Annotated in this window: 31 protein-coding genes and 1 tRNA gene; 3 read left to right on the top strand and 29 right to left on the bottom strand. The window is 65.9% G+C overall.

The annotated features are described in order from the left end of the window. Nucleotides 1-32: 32 nt before the first annotated feature. Nucleotides 33-109 (top strand) — tRNA-Arg (locus ACFPOB_RS14895). Here the strand turns inward: ACFPOB_RS14895 and ACFPOB_RS14890 are convergent. From ACFPOB_RS14890 to ACFPOB_RS14880, 3 genes are all read right to left on the bottom strand, one after another. Next, the gene (locus tag ACFPOB_RS14890; RefSeq protein ID WP_377799203.1) at nt 80-1738 is read right to left on the bottom strand and encodes a recombinase family protein; all 1659 of its coding nucleotides are present in this window, start codon (nt 1736-1738) and stop codon (nt 80-82) included. The two genes, ACFPOB_RS14895 and ACFPOB_RS14890, sit on opposite strands and share 30 nt — an antisense overlap. Then, nucleotides 1735-2124, bottom strand: a complete 390-nt coding sequence (locus tag ACFPOB_RS14885; RefSeq protein ID WP_024925088.1) for an HVO_A0114 family putative DNA-binding protein — start codon at nt 2122-2124, stop codon at nt 1735-1737. Before ACFPOB_RS14885 ends, ACFPOB_RS14890 begins: the two co-directional genes overlap by 4 nt. Nucleotides 2125-2211: 87 nt before the next feature. Further along, a complete protein-coding gene (locus ACFPOB_RS14880; RefSeq protein WP_051504830.1) occupies nt 2212-2526 on the bottom strand; it encodes a hypothetical protein in 315 nt (104 codons plus the stop codon). A 675-nt stretch (nt 2527-3201) separates the two neighbouring features. Between ACFPOB_RS14880 and ACFPOB_RS14875 the strand changes: the two genes are divergently transcribed. Further along, nucleotides 3202-4167 carry a LysR family transcriptional regulator gene (locus ACFPOB_RS14875; RefSeq protein WP_024925086.1) on the top strand — a complete coding sequence of 322 codons (966 nt, stop codon included), beginning with the start codon at nt 3202-3204 and terminating at the stop codon, nt 4165-4167. Here the strand turns inward: ACFPOB_RS14875 and ACFPOB_RS14870 are convergent. The 14 genes from ACFPOB_RS14870 to ACFPOB_RS14805 all read right to left on the bottom strand — a co-directional run bounded on the left by ACFPOB_RS14870 (nt 4164) and on the right by ACFPOB_RS14805 (nt 16998). Then, the gene (locus ACFPOB_RS14870) at nt 4164-4385 is read right to left on the bottom strand and encodes a DUF2274 domain-containing protein (protein ID WP_024925085.1); all 222 of its coding nucleotides are present in this window, start codon (nt 4383-4385) and stop codon (nt 4164-4166) included. The two genes, ACFPOB_RS14875 and ACFPOB_RS14870, sit on opposite strands and share 4 nt — an antisense overlap. 1 nt (nt 4386) lies before the next feature. Continuing rightward, nucleotides 4387-5646 carry a TraB/TrbI/VirB10 family type IV secretion system protein gene (locus tag ACFPOB_RS14865; RefSeq protein WP_137900807.1) on the bottom strand — a complete coding sequence of 420 codons (1260 nt, stop codon included), beginning with the start codon at nt 5644-5646 and terminating at the stop codon, nt 4387-4389. Beyond that, nucleotides 5643-6710 carry a P-type conjugative transfer protein TrbG gene (gene trbG, locus ACFPOB_RS14860; protein WP_024925083.1) on the bottom strand — a complete coding sequence of 356 codons (1068 nt, stop codon included), beginning with the start codon at nt 6708-6710 and terminating at the stop codon, nt 5643-5645. The genes ACFPOB_RS14865 and trbG overlap by 4 nt, the downstream gene beginning before the upstream one ends. After that, nucleotides 6707-7390: a conjugal transfer protein TrbF gene (trbF, locus tag ACFPOB_RS14855; RefSeq protein WP_024925082.1), complete on the bottom strand. Its 684-nt coding sequence runs from the start codon at nt 7388-7390 to the stop codon at nt 6707-6709. The genes trbG and trbF overlap by 4 nt, the downstream gene beginning before the upstream one ends. 2 nt (nt 7391-7392) lie before the next feature. Further along, a complete protein-coding gene (gene trbL / locus ACFPOB_RS14850) occupies nt 7393-8748 on the bottom strand; it encodes a P-type conjugative transfer protein TrbL (protein WP_024925081.1) in 1356 nt (451 codons plus the stop codon). A gap of 1 nt (nt 8749) precedes the next feature. Continuing rightward, nucleotides 8750-9097 carry a putative entry exclusion protein TrbK-alt gene (gene trbK-alt, locus ACFPOB_RS14845; protein ID WP_024925080.1) on the bottom strand — a complete coding sequence of 116 codons (348 nt, stop codon included), beginning with the start codon at nt 9095-9097 and terminating at the stop codon, nt 8750-8752. 10 nt (nt 9098-9107) lie between these two features. Then, entirely contained in the window at nt 9108-9869 is a 762-nt protein-coding gene (gene trbJ, locus ACFPOB_RS14840; protein ID WP_024925079.1) for a P-type conjugative transfer protein TrbJ, read from the bottom strand. Beyond that, on the bottom strand, nt 9866-12304 hold the full coding sequence (trbE, locus tag ACFPOB_RS14835; protein ID WP_024925078.1) for a conjugal transfer protein TrbE: 2439 nt from the start codon (nt 12302-12304) through the stop codon (nt 9866-9868). Before trbE ends, trbJ begins: the two co-directional genes overlap by 4 nt. A 14-nt stretch (nt 12305-12318) precedes the next feature. Further along, a complete protein-coding gene (locus ACFPOB_RS14830) occupies nt 12319-12600 on the bottom strand; it encodes a VirB3 family type IV secretion system protein (RefSeq protein WP_024925077.1) in 282 nt (93 codons plus the stop codon). Next, on the bottom strand, nt 12600-12893 hold the full coding sequence (locus ACFPOB_RS14825; protein ID WP_377799202.1) for a TrbC/VirB2 family type IV secretion system protein: 294 nt from the start codon (nt 12891-12893) through the stop codon (nt 12600-12602). Before ACFPOB_RS14825 ends, ACFPOB_RS14830 begins: the two co-directional genes overlap by 1 nt. A 50-nt stretch (nt 12894-12943) precedes the next feature. After that, entirely contained in the window at nt 12944-13960 is a 1017-nt protein-coding gene (gene trbB / locus ACFPOB_RS14820; RefSeq protein WP_024925075.1) for a P-type conjugative transfer ATPase TrbB, read from the bottom strand. Between the two features lie 142 nt (nt 13961-14102). Beyond that, a complete protein-coding gene (locus ACFPOB_RS14815; RefSeq protein WP_024925074.1) occupies nt 14103-14564 on the bottom strand; it encodes a ribbon-helix-helix domain-containing protein in 462 nt (153 codons plus the stop codon). Nucleotides 14565-14573: 9 nt separating this feature from the next. Continuing rightward, nucleotides 14574-16562 carry a conjugal transfer protein TraG gene (locus ACFPOB_RS14810; protein WP_024925073.1) on the bottom strand — a complete coding sequence of 663 codons (1989 nt, stop codon included), beginning with the start codon at nt 16560-16562 and terminating at the stop codon, nt 14574-14576. Nucleotides 16563-16683: 121 nt separating this feature from the next. Further along, entirely contained in the window at nt 16684-16998 is a 315-nt protein-coding gene (locus ACFPOB_RS14805) for a DNA -binding domain-containing protein (RefSeq protein WP_024925072.1), read from the bottom strand. A 107-nt stretch (nt 16999-17105) separates the two neighbouring features. Here ACFPOB_RS14805 and ACFPOB_RS14800 point away from each other — a divergent pair, with 107 nt between their 5' ends. Then, nucleotides 17106-17390, top strand: a complete 285-nt coding sequence (locus ACFPOB_RS14800) for a helix-turn-helix domain-containing protein (RefSeq protein WP_024925071.1) — start codon at nt 17106-17108, stop codon at nt 17388-17390. On the opposite strand, the gene ACFPOB_RS14795 is transcribed toward ACFPOB_RS14800, so the two are convergent. From ACFPOB_RS14795 to ACFPOB_RS14740, 12 genes are all read right to left on the bottom strand, one after another. Further along, nucleotides 17387-17884 (bottom strand): GNAT family N-acetyltransferase, encoded by a 498-nt coding sequence (locus ACFPOB_RS14795; RefSeq protein ID WP_273512917.1) that lies wholly within the window; start codon nt 17882-17884, stop codon nt 17387-17389. The genes ACFPOB_RS14800 and ACFPOB_RS14795 overlap by 4 nt on opposite strands. A gap of 4 nt (nt 17885-17888) precedes the next feature. Then, complete coding sequence (locus ACFPOB_RS14790; RefSeq protein WP_024925069.1) at nt 17889-18173, bottom strand: type II toxin-antitoxin system TacA family antitoxin; 285 nt, start codon at nt 18171-18173, stop codon at nt 17889-17891. Between the two features lie 72 nt (nt 18174-18245). Then, on the bottom strand, nt 18246-19478 hold the full coding sequence (locus ACFPOB_RS14785; RefSeq protein WP_377799257.1) for a DUF3363 domain-containing protein: 1233 nt from the start codon (nt 19476-19478) through the stop codon (nt 18246-18248). 1108 nt (nt 19479-20586) lie between these two features. Further along, nucleotides 20587-21510, bottom strand: a complete 924-nt coding sequence (locus ACFPOB_RS14780) for a lytic transglycosylase domain-containing protein (protein WP_024925067.1) — start codon at nt 21508-21510, stop codon at nt 20587-20589. A gap of 5 nt (nt 21511-21515) precedes the next feature. Further along, complete coding sequence (locus ACFPOB_RS14775; protein ID WP_024925066.1) at nt 21516-21851, bottom strand: DUF736 domain-containing protein; 336 nt, start codon at nt 21849-21851, stop codon at nt 21516-21518. Between the two features lie 36 nt (nt 21852-21887). Beyond that, entirely contained in the window at nt 21888-22433 is a 546-nt protein-coding gene (locus ACFPOB_RS14770; RefSeq protein ID WP_024925065.1) for a S26 family signal peptidase, read from the bottom strand. Beyond that, nucleotides 22430-22948 (bottom strand): DUF2840 domain-containing protein, encoded by a 519-nt coding sequence (locus tag ACFPOB_RS14765; protein ID WP_024925064.1) that lies wholly within the window; start codon nt 22946-22948, stop codon nt 22430-22432. The genes ACFPOB_RS14770 and ACFPOB_RS14765 overlap by 4 nt, the downstream gene beginning before the upstream one ends. Next, nucleotides 22945-23199 carry a hypothetical protein gene (locus ACFPOB_RS14760; protein WP_024925063.1) on the bottom strand — a complete coding sequence of 85 codons (255 nt, stop codon included), beginning with the start codon at nt 23197-23199 and terminating at the stop codon, nt 22945-22947. Before ACFPOB_RS14760 ends, ACFPOB_RS14765 begins: the two co-directional genes overlap by 4 nt. Then, nucleotides 23196-23849 (bottom strand): ParA family partition ATPase, encoded by a 654-nt coding sequence (gene parA, locus ACFPOB_RS14755; protein WP_024925062.1) that lies wholly within the window; start codon nt 23847-23849, stop codon nt 23196-23198. The genes ACFPOB_RS14760 and parA overlap by 4 nt, the downstream gene beginning before the upstream one ends. Continuing rightward, entirely contained in the window at nt 23846-24874 is a 1029-nt protein-coding gene (locus tag ACFPOB_RS14750) for a replication initiator protein A (protein WP_024925061.1), read from the bottom strand. The genes parA and ACFPOB_RS14750 overlap by 4 nt, the downstream gene beginning before the upstream one ends. Continuing rightward, nucleotides 24875-25144 carry a helix-turn-helix transcriptional regulator gene (locus ACFPOB_RS14745; protein ID WP_024925060.1) on the bottom strand — a complete coding sequence of 90 codons (270 nt, stop codon included), beginning with the start codon at nt 25142-25144 and terminating at the stop codon, nt 24875-24877. A 153-nt stretch (nt 25145-25297) separates the two neighbouring features. Next, nucleotides 25298-25744 carry a DUF2285 domain-containing protein gene (locus ACFPOB_RS14740; RefSeq protein ID WP_024925059.1) on the bottom strand — a complete coding sequence of 149 codons (447 nt, stop codon included), beginning with the start codon at nt 25742-25744 and terminating at the stop codon, nt 25298-25300. Nucleotides 25745-25860 lie beyond the last annotated feature (116 nt).

Here is a 25860-nt window from a genome sequence, read left to right as displayed (position 1 = left end):
GGCGCCAATCAGCTATCCAGCCTGCACGGTTAGCGCCCGTAGCTCAGCTGGATAGAGCGTTGCCCTCCGAAGGCAAAGGTCACACGTTCGAATCGTGTCGGGCGCGCCATTTCAGTACAGAACTGCGAACGCCAAAAGCCGCCGATTTTACGCTCGAAGCGGCAACGAGGGTTCTCAGCAGCTCCGACTTCGATCCCGTGATGCGAACCTCGGTGTCTGCGACCTCAACGCGCTGCGCGAAGGCGCGCAGATGATCCCGCCGATAACCGCCGCCTTCGAGGCGCAGCCCGGCGCGGGCGGCGCTGGAGAAGGTCTCGATCATGTCCGGGGTGATCGCCTGATTGCCTGCGCTGTCGAGCGTTGCCTGAATGCGTTCGGCGTCGGCCGTGGCCTGATCCCGAAGCGCCTTGAGGCCGGCGATGCGCTCTTTCAGCGCTGAATCGTCCAGAGCGGCTACGCCGGATTCGATGGCGTCATAGAGCCGGTTGAGCCGCTGGTCGGTCTCGGTGATTCGCCGGTTGAGTTCAGCGAGGTGTTCACGGCGGCGCTCGGCGCGTTCCTGTCGGCGGTCGAGGAGGCTGAAGAGGATAGTTTCCAGACGTTCCGGCTGGAGCAGCCGTTCTTCCAGGTGGCTCGCGATCAGATCGTCAAGTTTGTCCATCGGGATCGATCGTCCCTCGCAGCCAGTCTTGCCCTGACGCGCCTTGGTTGAGCAGGTGTAGTAGCGATACATGCCGCCCGCGCTGCCCTTGCCGGTGCGCAGCGTCATTGCGCCCTCGCATTTGGCGCAGAAGCAGATACCGGTAAGGAGGGTGGGACCGCTCGTGACGCGAGCCGGCACCAGCATGGGGTTGCGGGATTTCAGCTTCGCCTGAACCGCATCGAAGGTCTCGCGGTCGATCAGCGGCGGCACCGCCATGACTGCGACCTCGCTCTCGGGCTTTTTCTCGCGGTTCTTATGCGAGCGGGTGTTGAATCGGTGCTCACCGATATAGGTCGTGCGGGTCAGGATCGAGTGGATTTGTGCGAGGCCCCAGCGTCCACCGTCGCGGGTGAAGATGCGCCGCTCGTTGAGATGGCAGGTGATGGCTTTGACGCCCAACGGACCGGAATTGCCATCGCCTTCGAGGAACAGCCGATAGATCAGCCGCACTGTATCGGCGTGCAGCGGGTCGATCTCCAGTTTCTTCTTGGTCTTCGATCCGCGCTGCTCGGCTGCGATGATGCGATAGCCGATCGGCGGCAGCGCGCCATTCCAGAAGCCTTGCCGCGCATTCTCGTTCATGGCGCGCAGGACGTGCTTGGCGTTCTCCTTGGACTGATACTCGTCGAACAGCGCCATGATCTGGCGCATCATGACGTGCATGGGATCGTCGCCCATCTCCTGCGTGATGGAGACGAGCTTGACGCCATTCTTCGCCAGCTTGCGGACGTAGAACTCAAGCTCGAAGTGGTCGCGGAAGAAACGGCTGAAGGAATGCACCACGACGACATCGAAGGGTGCGGGCTTCGATGTGCCCGCTTCGATCATACGCTGGAATTCGGGGCGGCGGTCGTTGGTGGCGGAGGCGCCGGCTTCCACGAAGGTTTCGATGAGCCGATAGCCGCGCGATGCGCAATAGGCTTCGCCCTGTTTGCGCTGATCGGGGATCGATACGTCGTGTTCGGCCTGCCGCGTGGTGGAGACGCGCAGGTAGAGGGCGGCGCGCTGGGCGACATCGGGACTGTGCATATTCATCGCCTGCCTCCCTTCATTTTGCGGCGCTCGATCAACGGCAACTCCAGGGTCACGCGGTCATACAGCACCGTGGGCACAACTTTCTGACCTTCGCCGGGGTCCATTCGGACAAGGCCATAGTTCGCCATCGTTTTGAGTGTTCGAGACAGACTGGACTTGGCTCGCCCAGTAATTCTTGACAGATCCTCCAGCGATCCGGGCGATTGTTCGTCGATAACGCGCAGCAACTCGCGGTTTCCGCTGGAGAGAATTTGCGCGAAGGATTCGGTGGAGGTGAACCACACCTTCGGATCGTCCGGCGCGGGCTTTTCGTCGCCGCGTGCGATCCGCATGGTGCGAGCCTTTATTTCTTCATAGTCGGCGATTCCGACCTGCAGCGTCTTCATAAAATGTCTCGCTCCTTCAACACCACATCCACCGCCTGCCCGAAGGCGGCTCGAAGAGCGTGTCGAGGGTCGGGTCGTGATCCTCGCTCACGACCTATCGTTAACATCAGATGTTAATGGTGGCAAGTCCGCGTTCGGGGACGTGTTCTCGATGGGGCCGAACAGTCGGTCGAGCACATCGCCGAAGTAGCGCTCGAAGATGTCAACCTCGACCTCTGTGACCGGCACACGCTCGGGCCAGTCGTCGTCGACGCGCCAGGTTCTGGTCGTGTTTCTGGTCGGCGAGTCGCGATGCGCCGCCGGCGCATCACTGTAATAGTCATAGAGATCGTCAGGCAGCGTGCCGGGAACGGGATGCTGGGGACGGCCTTTATGACGACGGACGCGCGATCGGTTCATCATGGCAATATCGCGCGAAGCAAGAATCCAAAGAACAACCCATTTCTACGCCAGACACGGAACTCATCGAGTTTCTGAAGAATGCTGCGTTGAGTTTCAAGGCCATTGTCGCGCCAAACTGCAATTAACGTGCAAGATTTTTGTCATCTCTCCTCGTTTTCGAGGAGAGACATGCAGTCCTAAACTCGCGATTTTCGTTTGTGATTTTCGCGGATTTGATTCTTTGGAGCGTGCATGCTGGTGAAGACGGGGCTGAACAAAGACTGGAGCGGCCGATCGCTAAAGAGCGGACTGAGAACAGTGAAGACAATATCGGTCTTCCATGATCGCAACCGATCGTTCCAGACTGCAGGACCGTCTCATCGAACCGTCCCTGCACCGCGCGCTTGCCTTGCTCGTTAGCTCGGCGCCAGCCTGCGCTACCGGTTCTGACGGAGATCACGCCATCGATTTTATCCGTTGCTCGGTGACCGTAGCCGCCGGTGTGAGTCCGACAAGAGGTGCTGATGACGCAGCGCAGGCCGTCCACGGCCGCCGGCATCGTCGGATGTCCGCCGCTGGCGACGCGACGGCTGGTGCTGCCCTGCCTGCTCGACGGGCGCTGGGACGGACCGAACCTTGCCCGCGGCGCCAACGATGCCGACGCCATTGTGACCGCACTGCCGCATTGGGAGCACGATGGTGAGGCGTCGCCCCTGCAAGTGGTCGGAGGAAGCCGACGCCCTGCACTGCCGGCAGTGCCGCCTTCTGGGCACACGCATCCCGCTCGCCTCGTTGATCCAGGCTGTCGCCGTCGGCGAGCATTTGAACTTCCGGCATGCGGCCACCGCGCTCGGCGTCAGCCAGTCGTCGGTGAGCGAGCGCATCCGTGCATTGGAAGAGACGCTCGGCGTCCGTCTGTTCGAGCGACGGCATCGTGGCGTCCAGCCGACCGAAGCTGGACGCTTCTTTCTGGCGCAGGTCGCCGATGGAATAGACCAGCTTGCCTATGCGGTGAAGACAGCCGGGATGATTGGCACCGGCGAACTCGGCCGCGTGCGGCTCGCCGTGCCGACGACGATCGCCGCCGGATTCCTGGCCGATCTTCTCCATTGTTACCGTCAGCAGTGGCCGGGCGTTGAACTGGAGCTATTCGACGGACGTGCCAAGGACGCGATCCTGCGGGTGCGCGAAGGCAGCCTGGACGTTGCATTCGTCGCTGCGATCACCGACGTCCCGGATTGCCACTGCCGGGCGCTTTGGACGGAACCCCTGTTCATCGCGGTGTCGACACGCGATCTCCGCGCCAGCGGCGACGCGCTGCATTGGTGCGACCTGAAGGATGATTTATTTCTGGTGCGCTACAACGGAACCGGACCACAGGTGCATGATCATGTCTTGCGCCGCTTTGAAGAACGTGGCCTGCAACCGCGCGTGCAACGCTGCAACGTCGACCGCTGCTTGCTCCTCTCGATGGTGGCGGGCGATTACGGAATAACCCTTTGCAGCGAAGCAACAGCGCAAGCCGCCTTTCCTGGCGTCACTTTCTTGCCGCTGCGCGACGAACCGGAGCCGCTAAGGTTCAGCGCCATTTGGTCGCCGCACAATTCCAGCAAAGCGCTTCGCGGCCTACTGGATCTCGCCCGGAGTCGGGCCACGATCTAGCGCGAAGCGCGGCGCGCCTTTGCAAATCCCCGGTCGGACGTGATGAATCGCTCCAGCATCGGCACGATCAGCTTCATGGGGTCTGTGACAGGCTGGCCAGTCTCACGGGCGAGTGCTTCCGCATAGGCCGTGAGATCCCGATGAAGAGAAGCAGGCAGTTCCACCGCCGCCTTTACAGGTTTCTCATCCACGATCGGCCCAAGCTTCAATTTTGCCATGTCAGCCTCCGTAGGATTCGAGAACGAGATCGCGCGTGACGATGACGCGGACCGGGAAGCCCGGCCGGATGGTCAGGGTCGGCGCGATGTTGAGCTGGCGCTGAACGATCTGCTGACCCGTCTGGTTGATGCTGTCCGAAGCCCCGCGTCGTAGAGCGCGAACGATGTCGCTCTCCTGGCCCGATGAACCGGCCTGCGCGCCGACGCTCAAGATGGTGGAGAGCGCGGCGGCCTTGAACAGTTCGCCCCAATGATAATCGACACCATCCTCGAGGCCGGCGTATCCCTCGCCGTCGGCGCCAGGCTGACGCTCCAGAACGATGGAGCGGCCATTGGGGAAGATCAGCCGGTTCCAGACGAGGAGTATGCGCCGCTGACCGAAGCCGACGCCGCTGTCATATTGACCGATGACGCGCGTGCCCTGGGGCACAAGCAATATCTTGCCCGTCGGACTGTCATAGACGTTTTCCGTCACCTGCGCGGTGATCTGGCCGGGAAGATCGGAGCGGATGCCGGTGATGAGCGCGGCGGCGATGACGGCGCCGGCCTGCAGGACGTTCTTCGACGCCGGCGCGGCCACCCGATCCGGCGCGACAGTGCGCTTGTCGGGCGCCTGGTTGAGGAAGGCGAGCTGGCGATCCTGCGCGGATGGCGTCGCTGGCTGCGGCGCGAGGCCGAGGCTGGCGAGATCGGCCGGCGGCGTGGCGGTCGCGGTGGGCTGTGCCAAGGCCCCAGCACTGGCGGGCCGAGTCTCGGTCGAGGCGAACAACCGTGCGGTCCGCGCCGCCTCCAGCTCCTGCGCCCGGCGCTGCTCCTCGGGGGTCGGTCCCACCGGGCCTGATGCTGGCGCGCTGATCGGCGGGACTGTAGCGCCATTCTGCGCATTCAGGATCGGGCGGCCGAGATCGCCGGGGAGCGGCGGGCCGAGCTTTGGGACGCCGGAATAATCCTTCGGCAAGCCAGCGAGCCCGTCCGGGGTCGAGCGATTGTCGGTCGAATACAGTTCCTGTCCCTGGCCCTGGTGACGGGTCTGAAGCGCATAGATCAGCGCGCCGCCAACACCGAGGCTGGCAGCGAGACCGAGACCGGCCAGCACCTTGCGGGACAGGCGGGTCACACGCGGCGGCTCGGCGCGCAGGCGCATCGTCACAGCCGGCTCGCCGGTGAGCGGCCGGGTGTCATCATCGTCGGCCGGCTGAGGCTGGGGCGTCGAACCCGGCGCCCGACCTTCTTCCTTTTCGGGATCGCGTTCGTCGCTCACGATGCCGGCCTCCCGTCGGTGCGGGAGATGCGGACGCGCTTCTGGTCTTTGCCCGCACCGAACCGCAGCTCGGCGGCGGCGAACAGCCGGTCGACGATCATGTAGTTTCCGCGTACCCGGTAGTTCACCAGTTCGGATGTGTCGCCCTCCGGCCCGACAACGAACAGCGGTGGCATCTCGCCCTGACCGATGCCGCGCGGAAATTCGATGAACACTTGGCGACCGTCATCGAAGGCGCGTAGCGGTCGCCATGGCGCACGATCGCCTGTCACTTCGTAGCGGAAATTGACACGGGCGAGATCAATGCCGCCCGACACCGGCTGCGCGGCCTCCGCCTGCTGGTTCTGGCGGCGCAGCGCGATGAGCTGGTCCTGTGGATATTGCCAGGACACCGACGCCATGTAGGTCGCGGGCGTCGCGCGCAGCTCCATGTGATAGGTGCGCCTGTCGGTGTTGATGACGAGATTGGTCATCAGCTCGGCGCGGGTTGGCTTCACGAGGATATGGATCTGCTTGGCGGTGCCCACGCCGCTCTCGGTGTCGCCGATGATCCAGCGCACGGTGTCGCCGGCGGCGACGGGACCGGAGCCGACGAGCTGCTCGCCGGGCTGAAGCGCGATGTCGGTGATCTGCCCCGGCGAGGCATAGACCTGATAGAGCGCGCCATCGACGAAGGGATAGACCTGCATCGAGTTGATGAAGCCGTTGCGGACGGGTTGGACGCGTGCGGCGGCGTTGGCCTGATTGACGCGCGCGGCGGGATCGACCGGCTCCGGCTCGGGCTTCCCGTCCTTGCCGACTGGCTTCAACTGACCGGGCAGCGGGAGCGGTTTCGGCAACTCTACGACCTGCACGGGTTTCGGCGGATCGGCGGCGATGACGGCGGGCGCGGCATCGTCATAGGAAATTTCGGGCGGTGGCGTATGGGTGGCGCAGCCGGCGAGCGCCGATGTGCAAAGTAGGAGAAGCGGCAAGCCGGATTTACGGAAACCCGGCATGGCGCGGCTGAGGAAAGCCGGACGCCCCGCACTCCAGGGGGCGGCTTTGCGGAGTGCTGGTGTCATTGTCCAAGCTCCTTCGACCAGTTGATGGCGTTGATGTAGATTCCGAGGGGATTCTTCCGCAGCGTGTCGGCATCGCGCGGGGGCTGCACAACGACGGTGAGGATGGCGGACCAGCGCTCGGTGGAAGCCAGCGAGCCGTCCTGATAGCGGCGCTCGATCCAAGCGATGCGGAAGCTCGACGGCGAGGCGCGGATGACCGACGATACCTCGATCGCGATTTGCTGCTTGCCGACCTTGGTGAAGGGGTCGTTGGCGCGCGCATAGTCATTGAGCGCCAGCGCGCCGCCCTGGGTCGTGAAGTCGTAGGCGCGCAGCCAGTTCTGCCGCACGATGATGGCGTCGGACGGGATCGAGCGGACCTGCTCGATGAAGCGCGCGAGATAGAAGGCGATCTGCGGATCGTTCGGCTGATAGTCGGCGGTCGCCGGCGCGACGGCCTGCGCCTGGCCGAGCCGATCGACCTGCACCACCCAGGGCACAATCGAGCCATTGGCGGACTGCCAGACCAGCGCCGCCGAAAGACCGGCCGCGAGTACCAATGAGCCGAAGGCCATGTAGCGCCAGTTGCGAGCCTGGACGCGGGCTGAGCCGATCCGGTCGTCCCAGACCTGCGCGGCGCGCTGATAAGGCGTCTCGGGCTGAGGGGATTTGCCGTAGTGGGTGGATGGTCGTTTGAACATTGTCAGTCGCTTTCGGAGAGGTTGACGGAGGAGCCGCCGCCATGGCTGTCGCCGCTGCGCACGGCGTGGGCGGCCGCGGAGGCGCCGTGGGACATTTGCTGGGAGCGTTTCATGCGCTTCGCCCAGGCTGGCGGGCCGTCGCTGGTGGAAGATGCGGCTCCCGGAGATGCGGTCTCTGCAGCGGTTGCCGTCGTTGCCCCGGGTGCGCCCGTGGCGATCTCCGTCGCGGCCTGGCCACCGGCCTGATAGCTCTGCTTCAGGCTGTCGGCGGCGCGGCCGGCCGCGCGCTTCAACGGTGAGACGGCCGCCCTCGCGCCGGTGCTCGCAACATTGCCCAGGCCAGAGGCGACGCCCGATGCGCCCGATTGTCCGGCCGCGCCGAGGCTGTAGGCGGTGGAGGCGCCGCCCGCGAGGGCTGCGCCTCCACGAGCCGCGGCGGCAGCACCGCCAGCTAGCGCAGCGCCACCCGAGGCGACTGCGCCGGCGGCGGCCGCACCTGCGGCGACCATGCCGCCGGCGGCAAGACCAGTGCCAATGGCCGCGCCGGCGCCGAGCTGCGGACCACCCGAAATCAGGCCGTTGGCGATGCCGGGGCCGAAAATGCCGAGACCGAGCAGCGAAAGCGCGGCGAGCACGATCGCCATGGCGTCGTCGATTGATGGCGTGTTGCCTCCGAACCCGGAGGTAAATTCGGAAAAGAGCGTCGATCCGATGCCGATGATGACAGCGAGCACCAGCACCTTGATGCCGGAGGAGATGACGTTGCCCAGCACGCGCTCGGCCATGAAGGCGGATTTGCCGAACAGGCCGAAGGGAATGAGGACGAAGCCGGCCAGCGTCGTCAGCTTGAACTCGATCAGGGTGACAAAGAGCTGGATCGCGAGGATGAAGAACGCCAGCAGCACCAGCGCCCATGCGAAAAACATGCAGGCGATCTGGATGAAGTTCTCGAAGAACGACCAGTAGCCCATCAGGTTGGAGATGGAGTCGAGCAGCGGGCGGCCGGCATCGAGGCCGGTCTGTGCCACCTTGCCCGGGCGCATGAGATCGCTGACGGCAAAGCCGGTGCCCGACGCTTTCAGGCCGAGACCCGCGAAGCTCTCGAAGATGATACGGGCGAGATTGTTCCAGTTGGAGATCAGGTAGGCGAAGACGCCGACGAAGAGGGTCTTCTTGACGAGGCGCGCCATGATGTCGTCGTCGGCGCCCCACGACCAGAAGAGCGCGGCGAGCGTCACGTCGATGACGATGAGCGTGGTGGCGATGAAGCCCACCTCGCCGCCGAGCAGCCCGAATCCGCCGTCGATGTAGCGTGTGAAGACCTCGAGGAAATGGTCGATGACGCCGGTGCCGCCCATGTCAGCGGATCTCCGGCCGGGCGGGATCAGCCAGATCCGCCGGCGCACTCCGAAACAACGTAGTCGGCGCAACCGGTGTCGGTAAGGATGTCTGGGCTGGTTGCCCGAGGAAGCGGCGACGGTTCTCGGCCCATGCTTTCAGGCAGCCGGGATCGCTCGTGCCAGCCTCGCCGATCTCGGAACAGCGAAGCAATTCGGCGGCGAGAGGATCTTGTGCGGCGACGGGACGGCCCTGCGTCGCGAGGGCGTCCGGCGAAACGTCCTTGCGGTTCATCTCGATCGCGGTCGCCGTGATGGCGACCGCGACGAAGACGATGGCGCCGACGCGCGCGAGGGTCTTGCCGTCCATCACGCCAGCCTCAGTTGCCGCTGCTCGGGAACATGCGCGCATTGCCGGGCTGGTAGCCTGAGCCCGGCGTCAGGAAGCGTCGGCGTTGCTCGCGACCCTGTTCGGCAGCGGTGGCCTGCTCGGCCGACTGCAATGCCTGTGCCCGACCGTTGGCCGCGACGACGGCAGTGAGATCGGCGAGCTGCTGGGCCTGAAGCGCGAGAAGCTGGTTGCCGGCCTGCGTCGCCTGAAGCGCGCCGGTTGCGCCCTGGCTCTGGCCGACCAGCGCCGACATCTGGGCGCGGTTGGTGTCGATGTTGCCGACGACGCCGGCCTGCACGCGCATGGCATCCTGCAGGCCGCCGACCGTGTTCTGCCAGCGCGAGCGAGCATCGGTGATGAGCTGCTGATCCGTCGCCGACATCGAGACGTTGCCGTATTTCTGCTGGAACGCCCGGTCGATCTGCTGGACGTCATAGGCGATGTTCTGGGCCTGCTGGAGGAGCTGTTGCGTCCGCTGAACCGACTGCTGAAGCTGTTGGAGCGATGAGTACGGCAGGCTCGCAAGGTTGCGCGCCTGGTTGATCAGCATCTGCGCTTCGTTCTGAAGTGAGGTGATCTGGTTGGTGATCTGCTGGAGCGATCGCGCTGCCGTCAGCACATTTTGTGCATAGTTCGAGGGATCGAACACGATGATCGCGTGAGCTGGCGTCGCCAGCATCGGCGTGAGCGCGACGGGAGCGATCAGCAGCGCGGCAGCGAACCGCGCTGCGCGGGAATTGCGCAGTTTCATTGGGACGTCTCCTTGTTGATGAGCGTGGGGATGAGGTCAGCCGCCCAGCCGACCTCACGGTGATCGAGCCAGGCGGCGAGGAAGCCGTCGCGTCCATGTTCGGCGACGATGCGGGCGATGGCCGCCTGGTCGGTCTTCGACGACGCGGCGCAGAGCGCGAGCGCCACATCGGACAAGCCGAGTTCGAACAGCCGATTGCCGCGACGGGACTGGCAGTAATAGTCGCGCTTCGGCATTGCCCGCGCGATGATCTCGATCTGGCGGTCATTGAGGCCGAAGCGCCGGTAGATCGCGGTGATCTGCGGCTCGATCGCGCGCTCATTCGGCAGCAGAAGCCGGGTCTGGCAGCTCTCGATGATGGCGGGCGCGATCGCCGAGCCGTCGATGTCCGACAGGCTTTGCGTGGCGAAGATGACGCTGGCGTTTTTCTTGCGCAGCGTCTTCAGCCACTCACGGAGCTGGCCGGCGAAGCCGTCATCGTCCAGCGCCAGCCAGCCCTCATCGATGATGAGGAGGGTCGGCGAGCCGTCGAGCCGGTCTTCGATGCGATGGAAGAGATAGGAAAGGACCGCGGGCGCCGCGTCGGTGCCGATCAACCCTTCGGTCTCGAACGCCTGAACAAAGGCCGATCCGAGATGCTCGCGCTCGGCGTCGAGCAACCGGCCGTAGGGACCGCCGACGCAATAGGGCCGGAGCGCCTGCTTGAGATCATTCGACTGGAGCAGCACGACCAGGCCGGTGATGGTACGTTCCTCTATGGGCGCCGACGCCAACGAGGTCAGCGCCGTCCAGATGTGCTCCTTCGCCTCGGGCGTGATCGCGACACCCTCGCGAGTCAGGATCGACACGATCCAGTCACCCGCCCAGGCGCGCTCGGGCACGTCGTGAATGCGGGCGAGCGGTTGAAGGCTGACGCTGTCGACGGCGCCATCGCTGAGATCGCCACCAAGATCGTGCCAGTCGCCGCCCATGCCGAGCGCCGCCGCCCGGATCGAGCCGCCGAAGTCGAAGGCGAAGACCTGGGCGCGGGCATAGCGTCGGAACTGGAGCGCCATCAGCGCCAGCAGCACGGACTTGCCTGCGCCGGTCGGGCCGACGATCAGCGTGTGGCCGACGTCGCCGACATGAAGCGAAAGCCGGAACGGGGTCGAGCCTTCGGTCTTGCCGAAGAGCAGTGGGGGCGCTGCAAAATGCTCGTCCCGCACCTCGCCCGCCCACACCGCAGACAGCGGGATCATGTGGGCGAGATTGAGCGTGGAGATCGGAGGTTGGCGGACGTTCGCATAGACGTGGCCGGGCAGTGATCCGAGCCAGGCGTCCACCGCGTTGATGGTCTCGGCCATCGCGGTGAAGTCGCGGCCCTGGATGACCTTCTCGACTAGCCGCAACTTCTCGTCGGCTATGCGCGGATCGTCATCACACACCGTCACCGTCGCGGTGATATAGGCCATGCCGGCATAGTCAGCGCCGAGTTCCTGGAGCGCGAGATCGGCATCAGCCGCCTTGTTCGCGGCATCGGTGTCCACGAGGACGGATGCCTCGTTGGTCATCACCTCCTTGAGGATCGCGGCGATCGACTTGCGCTTGGCGAACCATTGCCGCCGGATCTTGGTCAGCAGCTTGGTCGCGTCGGTCTTGTCGAGCAGGATCGCGCGCGTCGACCAGCGATACGGAAATGCGAGACGGTTCAGCTCGTCGAGCAGGCCTGGCGTCGTCGCCGTTGGAAAGCCTGTGACGGTGAGGATGCGCAGATGCGAGGCGCCAAGGCGCGGTTCGAGCCCGCCGGTCAGCGGCTGGTCGGCGAGAAGCGCGTCGAGATAGATCGGCGTCTCGGGCACGCGGACACGGTGCCGTTTGGTCGAGACGCAGCCGTGGAGATAGGTGAGCGTCTCCGCGTCATCGAGCCAGCGGCATTCCGGCATGAAGGCTTCGACCAAGCGCAGAATGCGATCGGTGCGATCGGCAAAGCCGGTGATCACCTCGTTGGGGTCGAGGCCCGACTTCTCCCGTCCCTCATAGAGCCAGGATTCGGCGCGCGCGGCGTCTTCCGCCGGCGGCAGATAGGTGAAGGTCAGGAAATAGCTCGACTCGAAATGCGCGCCGGCCTCCTCGAAATCCGCCCTGCGCTCGGCATCGACCAGCGCGGAGGCAGCGTCGGGAAAGCGGCTGTCGGGATAGAGGTTCGAAGGGTGGCGTTGGGCTTCGACGAAGATCGCCCAGCCGGAGCCGAGGCGACGGAAGGCGTTGTTGAGGCGGCCGGCGACGGCGACCAGCTCGGCCGGGACGGCGCTGTCGAGGTCGGGGCCGCGAAACCGCGCGGTGCGCTGAAAGCTGCCGTCCTTGTTGAGGACGATGCCGGCGCCAACCAGCGCGACCCAGGGCAGGAAGTCAGCGAGCCGGCTGTTGCGGTTACGATATTCGGCGAGGTTCATCATCGGCGCGCTCCCCGTCAGACCGAGAGGTGCGCGGGGACGCGCAGATGGCGGCGCACCACGTCGACGAAGAGCGGATCGCGCTTCGCGGCCCACACCGCCGCGACATGGCCGATCGCCCAGATGGCGATGCCGACCAACCAGAGGCGAAGGCCGAGGCCAACGGCGCCAGCGAGCGTCCCGTTCATGATGGCGATGGCGCGCGGCGCGCCGCCGAGCAGGATCGGCTCGGTCAGCGCCCGGTGAACGGGAGCCGTGTAGCCTGGGACATCGCCGCCCTGTTCGACACCGCCCGTCATCAGACGAGCGCTCCGCCGCCGAACGAGAAGAACGACAGGAAGAAGCTCGACGCCGCGAAGGCGATCGACAGGCCGAAGACGATCTGGATCAGCCGGCGGAAGCCGCCTGATGTGTCGCCGAAGGCGAGCGTCAGGCCGGTGACGATAATGATGATCACCGCGATGATCTTGGCGACCGGGCCTTCGATCGACTGCAGGATCTGTTGCAGCGGCTGCTCCCACGGCATTGACGAGCCGGAGGCATGGGCGGGCGCGGCCATCATCACAGACAGCGTGGCGACGGACACGGTCATGGCGAGACGGCGGCGGACTTGAGTCCGGCACATTGAGCGCAGGCGTTGGATCACAGGCGTTCTCCTTCAGGGCTTGGGGTGAGCGAGGTCGGGCCGCCGGTGCCCTCGATGACGGCCGGCGCGACGCGGTAATCGCCATCGAGGCCGAGGCCCTTGACGCGTGCGAGCTCGGAGAGCCGGCGCGCCGAGCCGCGGCCGGAGAGGACGGCAACGATGTCGATCGTCTCGGCGATCAGCGCGCGCGGGACGGTGACGACGGCCTCCTGGATGAGCTGTTCCATTCGGCGCAGCGCACCGATCGCGCTGCCGGCATGGATCGTGCCGACGCCGCCGGGATGGCCGGTGCCCCAGGCCTTGAGCAGTTCCAGGGCTTCGGCGCCGCGCACCTCGCCGATCGGAATACGATCGGGGCGAAGACGCAGCGAAGAGCGAACGAGATCGGAGAGAGAGGCGACGCCGTCTTTCGTGCGCATCGCCACGAGGTTCGGCGCGGCGCATTGCAGTTCGCGCGTATCTTCGATGATGACGACGCGATCGTCGGTCTTCGCGACCTCTGCGAGCAATGCGTTGGTCAGCGTGGTCTTGCCGGTGGACGTACCGCCGGCGACCAGAATGTTCGCGCGCGCAGCGACGCCTTCGCGTAACGTCTCGGCCTGCGCTGTCGACATGATGCCCGCTGCGACATAGTCGTCGAGGGTGAACACTGCGACGGCGGGCTTGCGGATCGCGAAGGCTGGAGCCGCGACCACAGGCGGAAGAAGACCCTCGAACCTTTCCCCGGTCTCGGGGAGTTCGGCGGAGACACGCGGCGCGCCGGCATGGACTTCGGCACCGACGTGATGGGCGACCAGGCGGACGATGCGCTCGCCGTCGGCTGCCGGCAGCTTACGGCCGGTATCCTCAAGCCCGCTGGAGAGACGGTCGATCCAGAGCCGCCCGTCGGGATTCAGCATCACTTCGACAATGGACGGGTCTTCCAGGAAGCCAGCGATGGCAGGTCCGAACGCCGTGCGCAGCATGCGCGCGCCCCGCTGGATCGCCTCGGATTGCTGGTGCGTGGTCGTCATCTTGTCCCCGTGCTGGCGGGGACGCGGCATGCAGTCCCCTGACGGGGATGATTAAAAGAGCCGGAAATCGGGTCGGTTCAACAAGTATCTCGATGCGTGCGGCCATGGCGAAGAAAAGGCGGCAATCGGCGGAGTTGAATATTCAGCCTGGATCGCCGTTTGTCTTGAAGAGCGCATGGTCTGCGCCGTCGCGCAGCGAGTCGACATCGCGCGAAAGCTCTTTCAGGAACCTGTCGCCGGTCGCCAATCGCCGACCGAGCGATTGCATGAAGCCTTCGAAGCGTTCCGTTCCTTTCGCGCGCGCCGAGGCTTGCGCGCTTTCGGGCAATGGCGGCGTGATAGTGAGCCAAAAGCGGATGAACAGCGAGACGGTCTCGCCCAGGATGGCGATATCCTCGTCGAGCCCATCGATCTGGCGGCCGAGCTTGTCCATGCGGCGTGCGAACACGGCCTCGAGCCGTTCGGAGGCGTCGGCCGAGAGGAAGGACGCGACGGCTGCTTCGATCACCGCGGATTTGGAGACATTGCGCCGGAGCGCCAGCGCCTCGACCTGCTTCAGTAGGCCGGGGTCGAAATAGACGTTCATGCGGGTCTTGGCCTGCACCGGCATCTCCTACAATTCGATGCCGTCGGCCGGGTCCATCGTCGCCTGCCGGGCGACGATGCGAATACGCTGGCGCAGCGCTCGCGCCTTGGCGGCGTCCACGTCGGGCTCATCGTCCAAAAGATCAAACTCCTGCTCGGGCGGCCGCGCGGCCGGGACGATCTCTTCATGCTCGGGCAATTCCGGCTCGCGGCGGATGCCGGCATTGGCCGGATCGCCATCGGCGCCGTCGCTTGTTGTGGTTGCCGCCGCTGCGGCCGATGGCGCGATCACACGCGCCGACCATTCATCCGTCATCGTCGCTGCGGCTCGCGGCGCGATAAGATCGGGCGGCGGCAGGATGCGCTCCTTGAAGCGCGCATCCTCGAAATAGCGCGCCTTCTTCGCCCGGATCGGCGGCGTGCCCGCCACCATGACGATCTCGTCGCTGGGCGGAAGCTGCATGATCTCGCCGGGCGTCAGGAGCGGCCGCGCCGTCTCCTGGCGCGACACCATGAGGTGCCCGAGCCACGGCGCCAGCCGATGGCCGGCATAGTTAGTGGAATCGCGCAGCTCCGTCGCGGTGCCGAGCGAATCCGACACACGCTTGGCGGTGCGCTCGTCATTGGCGGCGAAGGCGACGCGCACATGGCAATTGTCGAGGATCGAATTGTTCGACCCATAGGCGCGCTCGATCTGGTTGAGGCTCTGCGCGATCAGGAAACTCTTGAGACCGTAGCCGGCCATGAAGGCCAAGGCGGACTCAAAAAAGTCCAATCGGCCGAGCGCGGGAAACTCGTCGAGCATGAGCAGCAGGCGATGGCGTTTGTTCGACGCCTTCAATTCCTCGGTGAGCCGCCGGCCGATCTGGTTGAGGATCAGGCGGATCAGGGGCTTGGTGCGGTTGATGTCGGACGGCGGCACGACGAGGTAGAGGGTGACCGGCCGCCGGTCCCCGACCAGATCGGCGATGCGCCAGTCGCAGCGCGCCGTCACCTTCGCCACGACCGGATCGCGATAGAGGCCAAGGAAGCTCATGGCGGTCGACAGCACGCCGGATCGCTCGTTCTCTGATTTGTTGAGCAGCTCGCGCGCGGCGGAAGCAACGACGGGATGGACGCCCGCTTCGCCCAGATGCGGCGCCGACATCATCGCGCGCAGCGTCGCTTCGACTGGCCGGCGCGGATCGGAGAGGAAGTTGGCGACGCCCGCCAGCGTCTTGTCGGGCTCGGCATAGAGGACGTGCAGGATCGCGCCGACCAGCAGGCTGTGGCTTGTCTTCTCCCAATGGTTGCGCTTGTCGAGGCTGCCTTCGGGATCGACCAGGATGTCGGCGATGTTCTGGACGTCGCGCACCTCCCATTCGCCGCGCCGGACTTCCAGCAACGGATTGTAGGCGGACGATTGTGCATTGGTCGGATCGAACAGCAGCACGCGGCCATGCTTGGCGCGGAAGCCGGCGGTCAGGGTCCAGTTCTCGCCCTTGATGTCGTGGACGATGCAGCTTCCCGGCCAGGTAAGCAGCGTCGGCACAACGAGCCCGACACCCTTGCCACTCCGCGTCGGGGCGAAGCACAGCACATGTTCGGGGCCGTCATGGCGCAGATAATCCTGGATGTGCCGGCCGAGCACGACGCCATCGGGACCAAGCAGGCCGACGGCGCGGATTTCCCGGTCGTCGGCCCAGCGGGCGGAGCCGTAGGTCGCCACATTGCGCGCCTCGCGCGCCCGGATGAGCGACATGAAGATGGCGACGGCGATGGCGATGAAGCTGCCGGATACGGCGATCGCCGCTCCCTCCAGGAAGATGGATGGCGCATAGGCGTCGAACGAAAACCACCACCAGAAAAAAGCCGGTGGAGAATAGACCGGCCAGCCCGCCAGTTTGAACCATGGGGCGCCAAGCTGCGCCTGAAAGCCGAGCCGCCATGCGGTCCATTGCGTCGCCGCCCATGTCGTCAACAGCACAACGGTCAGGACAACGGCGATCTGACCCCAGAGTATTCGGCCTCCACGCATACAGGCTCCAATCGGCAAAAGAGATGGAGCCGATCAGAGAATAGGCGTTTTCGCGAGACTCAACAGAAAAGACATATCGGCGTGCCGCCGGATACCATGGCGTAGAAATCGGATGGTTCGCTTAGTGCCGTGTCTTGCCCTGAGCCTCTTGCGTCGCCTCCGCGACGGCCTGCTGGAGAATGCGGCGGTAGCCCTGCTTGGTCATCCATTGCGCGCGGGCGAGATGGCTTTCCCAGCAGGCCCTTGTGCGGTCTTCCTCGGCGACCGGATCGCGGTGCAGCACGATCCGCGCCACCTCGGACCAGTCCGCTCCGTCCGTCTGCGCATCCAGCAAACGCAGATAGGTCACATAATGCTCTTCGTCATAAGTCGTGATCTCGGGGCCGCTCGGGGCCTCGTCATCGACATCGGGATCAAGCTTGGGTCTGACGCGCATCGAACGCCCTCCCTTCAGGGCCAACAGCACCAAAAATCCTGAACTGGGATAATCCCATATCAGGATTACCGAAATGGCCTCCCTTCATCAATGGAGCGCCGTTCCGAATGCAGAAGTCCTTGCGCACATCCCGACAGCAGCGTCTCCTGTCCCTGCTCGTCGAAGCACGCAAGGCGAAAGGTATGACCCAGGCCGAAATTGCCGCAGCGCTCGGCAGGCCGCAATCCTTTGTCGCCAAATATGAGAACGATGAGCGACGGATTGATGTCATCGAGTTCGTCGATATTGCTGCGGCGCTGGGCGTTTCGGCTGCCGAAATCCTGAAAGAGATCGAATCGACCGCAGAGGCCCCCAAACGAACCGGCGGGCGAAAATCCCAACCCCTCCGCTAGCGGCCGATCAGGGCGCGAACGTCCTTGAGGAGCACAAACAGGTGCATCGGATCGCTGGGCGACGCGATGAAATCGAAATGTTCGTAGAAGGCTCGCGCCTCCTCATCCTTGGCATGGACGGCAAAAGCGCGCAGGCCCGCGATTTCGGCGGCGGCGAGCGTGCGGCCGAGCGCATCCTTGAGCAGGCCGGAGCCGATCCCCTTGCCTGACCAGGCGCTGGCCACCGCGAGGCGTGCGAGGATCATCAGGGGAACCGGATGACGGGCGACGCCCTTCTTCAACCGCCCGGGCGCATCGTCATAGGCCACGTCGCCATAGGTCAGGGTGTAATAGCCGACCACCTCATCGTCCGAGAGGGCGAGATAGGTCTGCGCGCTGTTGGAAAGCTGGCTTTGCAGGGCGAAGCGGATCAGGAAGCGGTTGAGCGGCTCCTTGCCGCAATCGAACCCCTCGACGCGATGCTCGCGCCGCAGCTTCTCGATACGGAGCGCCACGGGGCTATTCGCCGGGATGCTCGAACAGGCCGGGCTCGTTCAGGAGCCGCTTCAGCCTCGGCAACGGACGGGGCGGTGCATCGAGCGCGGCGAGGAAGGCTTGCCAGCGCTCCGCGTCCAGCCCGAAATGCTGGCGGTCCGGCAAGGTCTCTTGGGCACGGATGAGCGCGCTTTCCAGCACGAACTCGCTGACCGACCGTCGCTCGGCTTGGGCCGCGGCGTTCAGCACGCGCTTGGCCTCCGGCGTCAGCCGCAGGTCGAGTTTCTCGGATCGGGTTGCATTGGCCATGGTGACGCCTCCTGATCGACTATATAGCATGTTCGGCCTCCTTTGTCATGACATTGTCGGGCATTATGGCGGTCATAGCCCGAGTTCCCGCTGTTTCCCGAGCTGCCAGGATACCGATCCGCCCTGGACCACGCCGATAACCTCGCGGCCGCGCTGGCGCTCGATGACCGGCCGCCAGGGGACTAGGGTGAACTCATGGCTCTTCTCGACGATGGCAAATCTGCCGCTCGCGAGCTGGACGGTGCCGGTGAATGTGCCGCTCACGGTCTCGCCGTCTCCGGAGGCGCGGAACGGCATGGGCTTTGACACCGCCAGCTCGGCGCCGGCGCGCGCGACCTCACGCTCGCGCAGCGTGGCAAGCAGATTGCGGCGATAGAACACCCGGCCGGTCGGCTGGCGGGTGGCATCACCCTGGTCGATCAGATGTTCGCGGCGGCGGTCCATCGCCTGGGCGACGGCCTGTCCGAAGCCAGCCGGCGCCAGATCGGACGCCTCGCCTGCGATCAGCCGGCGGTCGAGCCAGGTGGCGCCGTCCGCCCCGATCTGGCTTTCCAGATCGAAGGCCGAGAGGACGCGGATATTGACGCGGACACTGCGGCCGGCGTCATGGGCGGCTGCCCGGCTCTCGAAATCCTCGGGGATGCGCCAGCGGTCGGCGTCGATGCGCTCGACGATGCCGGCGCGGCGCAACGCCTCCAGCCGGCGGACATGGGCATCGACGAAGCCTTCGTAGTCGCCACCGGGCACGCGGCCGTCGAACCGGGCCTGCTCCAGATGGCGGCTCGGCTGATAGACGCCGTCCTTGGTCATAACGGCAATGGCGCGATCCGAAGGCCGGGCCGCCATATCGGCCGGACCGATCTCAACGATGCTGCCGATACGCGCATCCTCGACGCGACCCGCATCGAAGCCGGAGACATGGTGCGCGCGGCCATCGATCCCGTCGACAACCAGGGTGATGTTCTCGCCCAGTTCGTCGGCGAGATGCTTGTCGATGACGCGGCCGACAATCGGCGCGCCTGCCGCGCCGTCATGAATCTGGAAGCTGGCCGGATCGCGCTCCTGTCCCTCCGCCCGAAGCACCTTCTGCATGGTGCGGATGATGTCTCCGCGCTCGCCCAGCTCGCGCAGGGTGGGCTCAAGTCGGTCACTCAACTCCCAGACGCCCGGCGCATGCTCGGTGGCAAGCCCCATCTTTTCCAGCTTGCCAAGCCGGGCCAGACGAAGCGCCCGGCTGGCGATGCCGCGCGGATCGCCGGGCTCGGGACGAAGATCGACCAGGCCGTGGCGCGCCTCTGCGATCATGGCGCGGTCGATGCGGGTGAAGCGGTCCTGACCGATTTCGGCGGAGAGCTTGCTCTGCTGCTCGATCTCGGTGACGGGACCGAGTTCGAGCGTCACGAGCGCGCTGGCGCGTTCGCGGACGCCGTGGGCGATATAGTCGCCGTTGATGACCAGATCCTCGCCCAGCTCGTCGCGGCCGTTGACGATAACATGGACATGGGGATGGCCGGTGTTGAGGTGATTGACCGCGATCCAATCGAGCTTCGTGCCGAGGTCGGCTTCGACCTGGCTCATCAGGTCGCGCGTGTAGCCGGTCAGGTCCGCAAGGTCGGCCGCATCCTCGGGCGAGACGATCAAGCGGAACTGGTGGCGGTCATCCTTGCCGCGATCGAGGAAGGCATCGCCGTCGGCGCGATCCGCGGTCGCCGAGTAGAGCTGGCCGCGCTCGCCGTCGCGCGAGGTTCCGTCGCGCTGAATGTAGCGCAGATGGGCGGCCGCGCGGCCGTTCTTGCCGGCGGCGCGGACGGAGCGCGATTTGACGATGACGCGGCGGCTGCCGGGCTGGCGATGGCTCCAGCCATCCGAGAGGTTGCGGGCGCGCACGAAGGCCGCGCCGCGGCCGCGCTTCACGCCCCGGCCGCTCGCCAATGCCGATCGTGATCCATCCTTGGCGGCGCGGCCCGTGGCAGCGGCACGCGCCCCGCGCGATGGCGATCCGCCATGCTGGCGGGCGATCTTCTTGACCTTGGTGAAGAAGCTCTTGGTCTTGGCGCCGCCGCGCGCATCCGATCGAATGCGGCCTGGCCGTGGGCGGAAGTGGTTCTCGTCGTCGCTCATCGGCGCGGATCCTGCCGATGAGTGGGATTTCCGGCTAGAGTGCCGCCGAGAGCCTTGCAAAGGCTGGCGTTCCGCCGGATGGCGGCACCATGCCCTCCATTCGAGGGTGCCACCCCCAACAGTGTGCAGACAAGGGCTTGCCCGGCAGATCGGCCCCATGGGGTGCCGTCCGCTTTAATCTTGCCCTCCCGCCTCTCTGCCCGTTCTGCCCCTCCTGCCGATCTTCGGTCCTGACCCCACACTGCCGACCTGCACAATGGAACGACCACGTTCAGCCACTGGACCTTGGTCCTCATCGCGGTTCTCCGGGGCTGACGCGGGAAACGAAAAGGCCGCCGGGTTGCGGCGTGATCGCAGAGACGTCGCGCACCGATGGTGCAGCCGAGATCTTGGCGACGTGCTCGCCGGGCGGCACAGGATCAGCGCTCGGCGTGCGCTCCGGTCGCGCCACGAACAGCGGCGCACGGCTCCAGGACTGCGGGTCGGCAGCAGCGACGACCACCGGAGCGGTGACTTCGCCGCCGCCGATCAGCGGCGCAAGCTGGGCGACATAGGCGCGGGTCTCGGCAGGCAATGGCCGGCCGGTCGTGCGATGGCCGTCGTAGCGGCCGGGACCGGCATTGTAGGCGGCGAGCATCGCGCTGACATCGCCGTAGCGGTCGAACATCTCGCGCAGATAGGCGGCGCCCGCGAGAATGTTGTCGCGCGGGTCATAGGGGTCATTGCCGAGGCGATAACGGAGGCGCAGCCTCGCCCAGGTGTCGGGCATGATCTGCATCAAGCCCATCGCGCCGGCCGAGGAGATCGCGCGCACATCGCCCGCGCTCTCGGCGCGCAGGACAGCCCTGATCCAGGCCGCCGGAATGCGGAAGCGCTGCGCCGCTTCCGCGATCGGAGCGGCATAGGCATCGGCCGTCGCCGGACGCTCGATCGGCCGCGCCTGGGCCGGCGCAGCGCCCGGCAAGGCGCCGACGGCCAGAACGCCGGCGAGCAGGAGAACGGCATAGCGCGAGACCGCGCTGTCTCCGCTTCGAGCCCAGCCTGCCAGCGTGCTCGCTGCGGTCAAGGGTGCGCGACAAGCGCCGGCCGTTGGCCGCCCTTGACCTTCGCTGCGCGCGCCGGCCGTCTGATCGTCGAGCGGGACGAAGGGATGAGAGGGCTTTTCCGCGAACCAAGGGATGGCGGCTTTGAACGCGATCCTGACGGGATGGCGCATCGTCTTCAGTCCCGCTCGGCGCGCTTAGCCGGGCGGTTCCAGTGCAGCGACCATGAGGATTCATCGTCGCCATTGCGGAACAGATTGGCGCGGATCGGCTGCGGCAAAGTGGGATCGTCGATGAGCAGCGAGACATAGCTGCCTGCCTTCTCGCCGGTGCGTTTCCAGCCCGCGCCGATCTCCGGTCCGTCTTCTGCGCCGTGATGGACGCGGTAGTCGGGCGCGTTCTCGGCCTCCGAAGGTTCGGCCGGAACGATGGTGAGGTCGCGGTAGAGCGTGAGCGTATGGACGCGCCCGACGAAGCCCGATTTTTCGGCGGTGAATTGACCAATCTGCGGCATGGTAAGCCTCCTGCGGTTGGGGGTGGGAAAGCGAAGTCAGTGTGTCGGCGCGCGCCACATGAAGTGGCCGTCGCCGTCCTCGTCGGTCCACAGCGGGACCGCGCGACCGATGATATGGTCCGTGGAGGTCGGGCCGAAATAGCGACCGTCGAGGCTGTCGCGGACCTGCCAGTTCATGAGGAAGATCTCGCCGGTCGGGATGCGACGGCAGCCCTGCCAGACCGGCAGATCGCGGCCGGCGCGATCGCGTTCGAGCGCCGTTCCGACCTCGACGCGATCGACGGTGATGGTGAGGTTGGTCCGGCAAACCGTTTGTCCGGACACCGCCAGCACGCGCTTCATCAGCGGCACGCCTTTCGGCAGATAGCCGCGATCGGCGAGGAAGGTCGCGAGCGGTTCGGGAGCGTCGACGGCAACGAGATCGGTCACCTCGAACGGGCCGTCGAAGTCGATCGTGTAGAAGCCGATCGGCGCGCTCGCCGACGCGTTCCAGATCAGTTTGATCGGCATCGGCGTGAGGCCGGGATAACCGACGCCCATGGTCGCGAGAGCCGTCGCGATGATGAGGCCGGCGCGCGTCATGGCACGATCCTGCGGCGGCGAAGCCAGGCCGCATGCTGCCCGGGCGTGTAGGTGCGCGGCGCCTCTCCGACGCTCAGCCGGTTGTGGACATGCCGCCAATGCTCCGGCGCAACGTCCGCCGGATCGAGGCCGAGCGCCTCCACCGCGTCGATCGCCTGCAGCACGCGCTCAACCCTGGGCCAGCCATCAAGGCGCAGCAGGATGTCGCCGCCGGGCCGCACGAAAGGCAGCGTCTGGAACGGCTCGCCGCGGCCGACCGCGCGCACGATGTCGATGCGCGAGATGATCGTGCCGAAATCGTTGGAGGCCCAGCGGACGAAGGCGAAGATGCTGTCGGGCGCGAAGCCGACGATGATGCGGCGACGGTCGAGAATCTGTTCGTAGCTCTTGCGGCCGAACCTGATCCAGTTCTCGATTTTCTTTTGGCTCCAGGTCAGCTCGACCAAGGTGGTGGAGGGCGCGGAACCGTCCGGCAGCGGACGGCCGCGCATGCGGCGGGCCGCATTGCCGGTCATGAGGTCTCTCCCTCGGTGGGTGGGAATTCGCGCGCGAGCAGCGCGCGCAGCATGTCGGTGACGGTCTCACCGCGCCGGAAGGCCGCGACCTTGATGCGGCCGCGCAGCTCCGGCGTGATGTCGATCGTCAGCCGCGCGGTGAAGGTGGCAGTGGCGTCCGCGCGCAGGGACTGCGCGTCGGGAGCCTTGATCCAGCTCTCGGCGTCGCCCGGGCGGGAGGCGAAGCCGCGCTTGCCGGCGCGCCCGGTCATGGCGCGGTCCTCGCGATTCGGAGCCGATCGATCTCGGCGGCAAGCGCGGCGATCTCGCGTGCGGCCGGACTGTCATCATCGATCTCGGAAGCGAGCCGGCCGGACTGCGCAGCGTCGGCGAAGACGACACGCTGGCCGATGGTGCTGGCGAGCACGGGGGGATCGTGATCGGCCAGCGTCTCGGCCGTCTCGCGGGCGATGATGGTGCGCGCGCCGCAGCGGTTGAGCACGAAACGGGCTGCGAGCTGCGGCCGGTAGATGCGCGCTTCGCTGAGAAGCGCCAGCATCTCGGCCGAGGCCCAGCCGTCGAGCGGCGACGGCTGCACTGGGATCAGCACCAGGTCGACGGCGAGCAGCGCCGAGCGCATGAGGCCGGCGATGCGCGGCGGACCGTCGATGACGACATGATCGGCGTCACGCGCCAGCTCGGGGGCTTCGCGATGCAGCGTGTCGCGCGCCAGGGCGACGACGCCGAACAGGCGCGGCAGGCCCTCGCGGCTCCGCTGCTGCGACCAGTCGAGCGCCGAGCCTTGCGGATCGGCGTCGATCAGGGTGACACGGTGTCCTCTGCTGGCCCATGCACCGGCGAGATGCAGCGCGAGCGTCGTCTTGCCGACACCGCCTTTTTGGTTGAGGAGCGCGACGATCATGGCGCACCTCGGCGGGTGGCACCGGCACCATGGATCGCGTGCGCGTGCGTCAAAGAAGAAGAGTTAGATTCTCTGTTAGATTCTTCTATAGAGTGCGCCGCGCGATTTGCGCCTGATGTACCGATAGTGCGTGCGCCTGATGTACCGATACCATTCACATGGTTTTCAACAGGCACTGTGGATTGTTTGTCGGGCCAGATGCGCAGCAGTTCGCGGTGGTCATCCCGTTCGATCTGAAGCCGGTAGCCGGGCAATGGCTGACGCGCCGCGATGCGGCGCAGGTCGAGCGCGAAATCGGAGACACGCGCGAGACTGCCGGACTTGGCGTGAAGATGCGCAATCTCGAACAGCCAGCCGTCGTGCTGGCGGCCGGCATGCTTGCGCGCGACGCGATACAGCCAGCGTTCGATGCCGCCGGTCAGCCGGAAATAGGCCGGGTCGATGGCAAGCACCAGCGAGCGGTCGACGACGCCATTGTAGAACCATTCGGGCAGCACGAATTCCATGCCCTCAACGCGGCCGGCCTGCGTCGTCATCTCCTCCCATTCGTTGATCCAGGAGAATTGCCGGCGGCGCCAATGCGCGCCGTTGCGGATGGTTGTGGCGATGACGGTCGATTGCAGGCGCGCCAGCGCGGCCTTCAGCAACAGATATTGCCGGTTGCCGGTCGGGCGGCCGATACCGCGCAGGAGCTGGTAGGGTGTGAAGCGAAAGAAGCGCGAGGTCGCGAGCCCGCGGTTCGCGGCCTCGACGAGCTGCGAAGCGGCCCAGATCAGAACGTCGGCGTCCCAGATGGTGGCCATGCCATGCTCGGGCATGCCGAACACCCGCACCTCGACATCGGCGGCCTGGTAGAAGATCGGTCGGGTGCGCGGCGTCTTCGCCAGCGAAAAGAACGGCCGCTCCATCAGGTCGCGCTGGTCGCGGGGCGATGCGTCGCCGCCGATCACCACGAAAGGATCGAGGTTGGTCCGCTCGCTGGCTTTGCGCTGACGCTCGCGGCGATGGTCATCGTCGCGCGGCATTCAGCGTTCGCCCCGCTCGGTCGGCGTCAGGCGACGCGCCGGAAACACGCGGCCGACATCCGTGTCGCGCGTCGATTTGCGAGCGCCGATCGCGGACCAGGCTTGCAGGTCTTCGATCGCATAGACGACGCGGCCGCCGATCTTGCGATAGACCGGACCGGTCCCGTATGTGCGATGCTTCTCCAGCGTGCGGAGCGAGATTCCAAGAAAGCGCGCGGCATCGGGCGTGCGCAACAGGCGCGGCGGCAGGTCCGCCTTCTGGTCGGCCATAAGATCACCTCTGGTTCGTCATGCGTGCGGCTGTCGGTGGCGACAGCGCGCGATGGCGAACCATGGCGAAGGATCGGCGGCGCGGAGCGTGCCGCATTTGCACCAAGGTGCTGGCGGCACCCCTTGCGGCGCGCGCTATTTGGCGGCGTTTGCCTACCGGCGACGCAGCTTGATCGGATAGTGCAACAGCAGGCGATAGCCGCCCTTCATCATGCTCAGTCCGTGGGCCACAAGGCGGCGGGCCTGGTTCTTGCGCGGGTCGTTTTCCCAATCCTCCTTCGTGCCGCGAAAGCCGAGGAGAACTTTGGCAATGGTGCGGTAGCTCTCGCCGCGCTGCCGCGCGTCGAGCGCCCGCAGCGAGAGGATATGGAACCGCCGAAGCTGCGCCGGCATCGCCCGGAAGTCCGGGCCTGGCGCACGGCCATTGAGCGCGCGCCAGAACCGTCGTGCAGCATGCACGCGCAGTTCGAGAAGCGCGTCCAACGGCAAGATGACGGCGTAGAACGTCGCCACCTCGGAAGGCGCATGGACGAGCCAGAACTGATGCGTGACACCATCGGCCTGCCAGACGCCGTGCCAGCCGTCATCGGACTGGCGCAGATCAAGGCCGTCGAGCTGCGTCAGAGCGATCGGCGTGACGGCGTCCGCGTCGATCGCCTGCGGCACTATAGTGAGACTAACGGCTTGTGGCTGCAGGCTTGGTATCCAGAACAGTG

It is taken from the genome of Allobosea eneae (genome assembly GCF_042657265.1).
Classification (GTDB): Bacteria; Pseudomonadota; Alphaproteobacteria; order Rhizobiales; family Beijerinckiaceae; genus Allobosea; species Allobosea eneae.
Note: the sequence above shows the minus strand (reverse complement) of the source record. Positions and strands in the feature narration are given on the sequence as shown.